Source organism: Candidatus Hakubella thermalkaliphila, from assembly GCF_013281975.1.
GTDB classification, from domain to species: Bacteria; Actinomycetota; Humimicrobiia; order Hakubellales; family Hakubellaceae; genus Hakubella; species Hakubella thermalkaliphila.
Genome location: NZ_BLRZ01000121.1, coordinates 1 through 4512, shown reverse-complemented (window position 1 = coordinate 4512; position 4512 = coordinate 1). Strand labels below are relative to the sequence as shown.

5 protein-coding genes and 1 pseudogene are annotated in these 4512 nt (G+C 50.9%); all 6 read right to left on the bottom strand.

What is annotated here, in order from left to right:
• A pseudogene (locus HW443_RS09450) lies at positions 1–475 on the bottom strand (glycosyltransferase); the annotation flags it as partial.
• Between the two features lie 73 nt (positions 476–548).
• A complete protein-coding gene (locus HW443_RS09445; RefSeq protein WP_176238101.1) occupies positions 549–1979 on the bottom strand; it encodes a glycosyltransferase family 4 protein in 1431 nt (476 codons plus the stop codon).
• A 124-nt stretch (positions 1980–2103) separates the two neighbouring features.
• Complete coding sequence (locus HW443_RS09440; RefSeq protein WP_176238100.1) at positions 2104–3255, bottom strand: polysaccharide pyruvyl transferase family protein; 1152 nt, start codon at positions 3253–3255, stop codon at positions 2104–2106.
• Positions 3252–3491: a type II toxin-antitoxin system HicA family toxin gene (locus HW443_RS09435; protein WP_176232931.1), complete on the bottom strand. Its 240-nt coding sequence runs from the start codon at positions 3489–3491 to the stop codon at positions 3252–3254. Before HW443_RS09435 ends, HW443_RS09440 begins: the two co-directional genes overlap by 4 nt.
• Positions 3488–3697 carry a type II toxin-antitoxin system HicB family antitoxin gene (locus tag HW443_RS09430; RefSeq protein ID WP_176232930.1) on the bottom strand — a complete coding sequence of 70 codons (210 nt, stop codon included), beginning with the start codon at positions 3695–3697 and terminating at the stop codon, positions 3488–3490. The genes HW443_RS09435 and HW443_RS09430 overlap by 4 nt, the downstream gene beginning before the upstream one ends.
• 2 nt (positions 3698–3699) lie before the next feature.
• Positions 3700–4410, bottom strand: coding sequence for an acyltransferase (locus HW443_RS09425; protein ID WP_176237026.1), 711 nt, complete (start codon positions 4408–4410; stop codon positions 3700–3702).
• Positions 4411–4512 lie beyond the last annotated feature (102 nt).

Below are 4512 nucleotides of genomic sequence, written 5' to 3'. Positions count from 1 at the left end.
CTGCCAGCATGCCTATCCACAGGTCTCTCTGTTTCTCGCTGGCACAGATAAAGAAGTCACCCAAGGCCAGTTGATCCTTTAAAATGGCCAGGTTTCCCTGACTGATCCTCATTCTCTCGCCGCAAGAGCCATCCCCGTACATCTCCAGACTTTCCAGAAGAAAGGGGTTGTAAAGATCCACCACCACAGGCTTCCGAAGATATTTCAGGAAAGGAAAGAAGTGAACAATATGGCCCTGGATGACCACCACCTGGGACTCCTCCACCAACTCTTTCAGTGAGGATTCCTGTTCCGTAGAGTACTGAGCTATGCGAAAACCGTCCCCCTCTATTTGCGGTGCGTTAGGAATGGCCAAAGTGAGAAGACAGTACTCCCTCAGCACCCGGGCCAGCTCGAAATAGCGAACCCCTGGCCCGGCCATGTTCGGGCCTATTACATCGTAACTTATCAGAAGGACTTTATTTCTCTCAGCCAACTTGTCTCTCAAGATTATTCTATCGATTATTTTATCCAGCCGCTATGCCGATACCAGCTACAATGAGCGGTGGTCAACCCTTCCTCAATACCTTCTTCCTGGCCAGGTTCAAGAAGCCGTAAATCCTGTACAGGGGACTCCTATGAAAGACCATCTCCAGGTCCCGGATGCGGGCGTCCCTTTCGGCGATCATTTCCTTTTGCCTCTGAACAATCTTCTCCAGGTTGCGGAAGGCCTCCTCCCGGCTCTGGTCCAGAGCTCTTTCCTGGCCCCGATCTGGAGCTGGCTGGGGGTGAGCTGCCCACTCCCGGAGGGCTGTGGTAGTAGCTTTCACCGAAAAAAGTTGAGCCGCCAAGCGGGCCCCTCTGGCCCCTGCTTCTCGAAGCCCTTCCCTATCCTGGGCCAACTGTAGAATTTTGTCCTTCAGAGTCTCCGCATCCCCAGGAGGATAGGTAAAACCAGCTCCATGCTCTTCCAGTATCTCGGTCAGCTCACAGACCCGGGAACTCAGCACCGGCAGCCCATAGTTCATCCACTCCACAATGCGGTTCTTGCTCCCCAGCTCTACCTCATATATGTCCCGGTCAATGTTAATACCCAGATCGCTCTCGTAATAGTAGTTGTGAACCTCCTCGGTCTTCACCCATCCTTTGAGAATGAAGCGGTCACTAAAGGGAGAATCTTGGATGAGCTCCTGAAAATGACCATAGGTTTGGTCATCCAGCTCCGGAATCTCCCCGCCCGTGGAAACGAACCTTATCTGCCCGTCCACCTTCATGGCCTCCTCCAGGGCCACAAACAGAGTATCCACATCGGTCCAGGTGTTATAGCCTCCACTCCACAGAATCACAAAATGATCTTCTGAAACATCACGTCCCCGCAATACCTGCAGATCATGTTCTTTCTTCTCAGTGGGAATGGATATGGGTATGCAGTGAGCAAAGCGATATCCAGCCGTGTGCCGGTTCAGCCGACCCACAAGACCCAGCTCACCTATAGTAGCATACACCTGGCGTTGAGAGACACAGGAGAAGACATCAGCCCTATCTATTATCCTCATTTCCTGATTCCAGTAATGAAAGAGCAGACTATCGTCCTTATAGACAGAGGCCCGGGCCTGAGCTTCTCCCAGGACATGGCCGAAGAGGTCGGCCCAGAGAGGTTCATCCAGCTCCAGTCTGGCAGCCACATAGCAGGGATATAGGGTCACTGCCACCATACAGTCCGGGCTGAACTGGCGGGCCAGCCCGGCCAGGTATTGGCCGTCTTCGTACTTCTCATGGTTCAGAACCAGATAACGCAATTCTTTGGCCGGGCTCTCCACTTCTCTGGACAGAACACCTTTCTCGTAGGCAGATGGTATACCATAGCAGATAAGCAGGACCTCATGTCCCTCTTCCAGCAAAGCTTTAGTCAACTGCCAGGTGCGCAGGCCCGGTCCGTATATCTTTCTTTCTTTTTCAAAGGGGAGGGGGGCCATGCCCACCATCAGAATCCTGGTCACTTAATCTCAACCTCAGACTGTCCTTTTCTTCCTGCTACGAACAGCGCTTCGCCCAGAACAAGGCAGATTTGACCTTCAGCCACTATCTCTTTGTCTCAACAACTCTACTACCAACCGGGCTGCCTTACGGGACTCCTCCTTGAGTCGTCCCACTCTCTCTTTCAACCTGCTGCCTGATCAGCTCTCGTCTTTCCCAGGTAGATTCTATCAGAGAAACGAGCCTCCGGGCATTAAAGTCGGCAAATTCCAGGCCCTGGTCCGGCTGACCAATCTCCTTGAGGTAACTTCTGACTTTGGGCAGATAGACCAGCCCGACTATGGGGGTGTACATAGCCGAAGCCAGGATGAGGGAATGAAGTCTCATGCCCACAAAAAGCTCCATTTGGCCCAAAAGGCCCATAATCTCATGATTGGTATAGTCCCGGTTGGTAACCAGCCTCACTCTTTCCTTCTTCTTCACTTCCTGGATTATGGCTTGAAACAGAGGAATGTCCATAACTTGAGTGGCGAAAAAGACGATATCTACATCCAGATCATCCATCACAGAGTCGGCCACCTGAGCCATGGTATTCTGGAAATTCCTTCTGGAGATGCCCTTTTCACCAGACCTTACCCACGTATCCACATAGGTATTTACATTCATGCCGATCCACCGGCGATCAGAAAAAATCCCCTGTTCCTTCATGATCTCCTGCACCCTCTCCGGCGGAGCCGGCTGGTTGTTGAGGGCCGCGTCGGCCGTAACATGTATCGACAACCGGGTTACCCCCACTTCCCTTAGAAGATTCAGGGAGTCCTCGTCCCGCACCGTTATCAGATCCGCCTGGTTGGATATACTGGCCAGAATTTTTTTCCCCAGAGAGGTGTAGACAGGCCCAACTCCCACATTGTAGTAGGCCACCAGTTTGCCATGTTTCTTGGCATAGGGAATCAAAAGGGCCAGTGCGGACATGTGGTTAAAAAGGGGATTAAAGAGTTTCCTGTCAAAGAGTACAGCATCAAAGACCAGGACCATATCGGCTCGCCGCACCGATAAAAAGGTGGGCAGCCCCAACATCTTCACGCTCAGATGCCAGGGCAACATGGAAACAGGTCTGGCCACCAGGTGAGAATAATGTTTCTTTATGAAAGCTGGGTTGATGGTGGGAATTTCAAAGGTGACCTCGGGATGAAGATTCCTGATTTCGGACATGATGGAGGCGATAAGAGCCACATCCCCCGCATTTCGGCCGGAAACAGAGCCAAGAAGGGTGATTCTTTTCAAAACTCCTTTCACTTTTTCTTTCCTTTTAGTAGTTTCATGAATTCCTCTTTTTCAAGCTCAGTATCTCTAAGGATTTTTGATAAAAGTCCTGGACCGATAGTCTCTCCCTGATGGATGGGAACCACAGTGGCTCGCCCATCACTATGTTTCATGAATACATGACTACCCCGCCGTCTTTCAATAGCAAATCCTGCTTTCTTTAAGGCAGAAACTACTTTCCTCCCTGTCACCACTGGCAGTGTGGTCATACAGCAACCCTTTGGACACCTATAAAATGAGTAGAGGGCACTTTTTTACCTTCTGCTTCCAGACAGAGCAAAATAGCCTCTTTGATTCTTTCCATGAGCTCATCTAAGGATTTGGCCTGGGTGTGGCAACCCTGCAATTCTGGAACTTCTCCAACAAAATATCCCTGTTCATCTTGCTCGATAATTACTGTAAATTCCCTTTTCATTTCTATGTCTCTCCTTCCCCTCGTGTTCTTTTTCTCACCACCCTGGCTGGCACACCATAGGCAATGGCAAACTCAGGGATGTCTTTGGTCACTACCGCCCCCGCCCCCACGATAGCATCCCGGCCAATCGTAACCCCGTCCAGAACCACAACCCCCGCTCCCAGCCACACGTTATCCTCAATGATTACTCCACCCTGCAGATCCTTACCTTGTTGGGAAATGGGTACATCCAGCCTCTCAAAATGGTAGTACTCAGCGCCAACATAGCATCGATAAGCTATTAGCACATTCCGTCCCACCGAAAGTCTGGTCGAAGTCTCCAGCCGGCAGTGGCTGCCAATCCTGGTATTATCCCCTATCTCGATAACCCCGTCCTTCATGCTCAAGATGGAGAAGGCCGAGATAAAGACTCCGTTACCAATAGTTATAGCCGATTTTTTCGTTCCCTTGGCATCCAGAATGCAGTTGTCATCCACTACCACGTCGCTACCCAGGATCATTTTTCCAGGATGGCGAAGAGTGATATTACGCCCGAAAACCACATCTTTCCCTATCTTCCGGAAAAGAGACCGGTAAAACACACCTCGGAGATAGAGCCCCACAGCACCGGGCATGAGGCCGAAGCTGGAAATGATCAGCTCATATTTGAGAAAGGATAGAAAATCATATTGGCCGATGAAAAGCTCCTGATATCTTCTCAGCCTGGACACCATCTCGCCTCACGCCCCCCTTCACCTTTTCGGACCCTGTCCAAGTTTAACTGCCACTAGAGCCCTGCCCTTCCTATCCCAGGTGATCTTGTTGAAGCTCTGGCT